Genomic DNA, 765 nt, shown 5'->3' with positions numbered 1-765 from the left:
AAGATATTAATATAAGTTCTGATACTTCTTGTATGCATCCTATATTAGAAGATAATACTTTAGTATGCTTACATGGAGGTAGAGTTAAGTTAAAAGCAAAAAAAGCTAAAAGAATAAAATCAGACAATGTTCCTATTATGCTTAATAATGAAATACAACGAGCTAGTATAAGTGGATGTTTAAATCCACTTATACTAGGAGGACCTTGTACTAAAGTAGCTTTAGTATTTGCTTATACTTATTCAGATCATAAAGTTAATAATAAACATTCTGTATTACAAATGGGTTTGATAGGAATGAGTATAAAAGGTTATCCTATATTTGCTATACCTAAAAAGAATAAGATTAAATTTGCTTTAGCTAAAATACAAGCTAGTCCTCTTGCTAAGATTAAATTTGATAGGATAAGATGGGAAGGGATAGGAGGTAAAAACAATCAATTACCAATTCAAACTCATCACATTGCCACCAATAAGAGTAAAAAATATACTCCAAAATTTCAAGAGATACTTAATTCATATGATTTAAAACTAAATGGAGATTGGAATAAAGTTAAAATGCCACATCGCGGAAGACATCCTAATGAATACCATGAATACATTCTTGAAAAAATGAATAAAATTGATAAAATAGCTAGAGGAGATAAGAATAAATTCTTAAAAGAATTTGAAAAACTAAAAGAAGAAATCAAAAATAATCCTGCTATACTTCATAAAGAATACTATAAGGAGAGAAAACAATGAGATATTATAAAATGATGTATAA

At 27.1% G+C, this 765-nt stretch carries 1 protein-coding gene; it reads left to right on the top strand.

Annotation, left to right across the window (positions count from 1 at the left end):
* The coding region (locus tag AJ888_RS09470; protein WP_250643772.1) for an AHH domain-containing protein at positions 1-743 on the top strand (743 nt) is incomplete at its 5' end.
* Between the last annotated feature and the right edge of the window lie 22 nt (positions 744-765).

The sequence above is a fragment of the Campylobacter sp. BCW_6467 genome, from assembly GCF_001762855.1.
Taxonomy (GTDB): Bacteria; Campylobacterota; Campylobacteria; order Campylobacterales; family Campylobacteraceae; genus Campylobacter_D; species Campylobacter_D jejuni.
The sequence above is the reverse complement of the archived record's forward strand: the minus strand, read 5'-3'. Positions and strand labels throughout refer to the sequence as shown.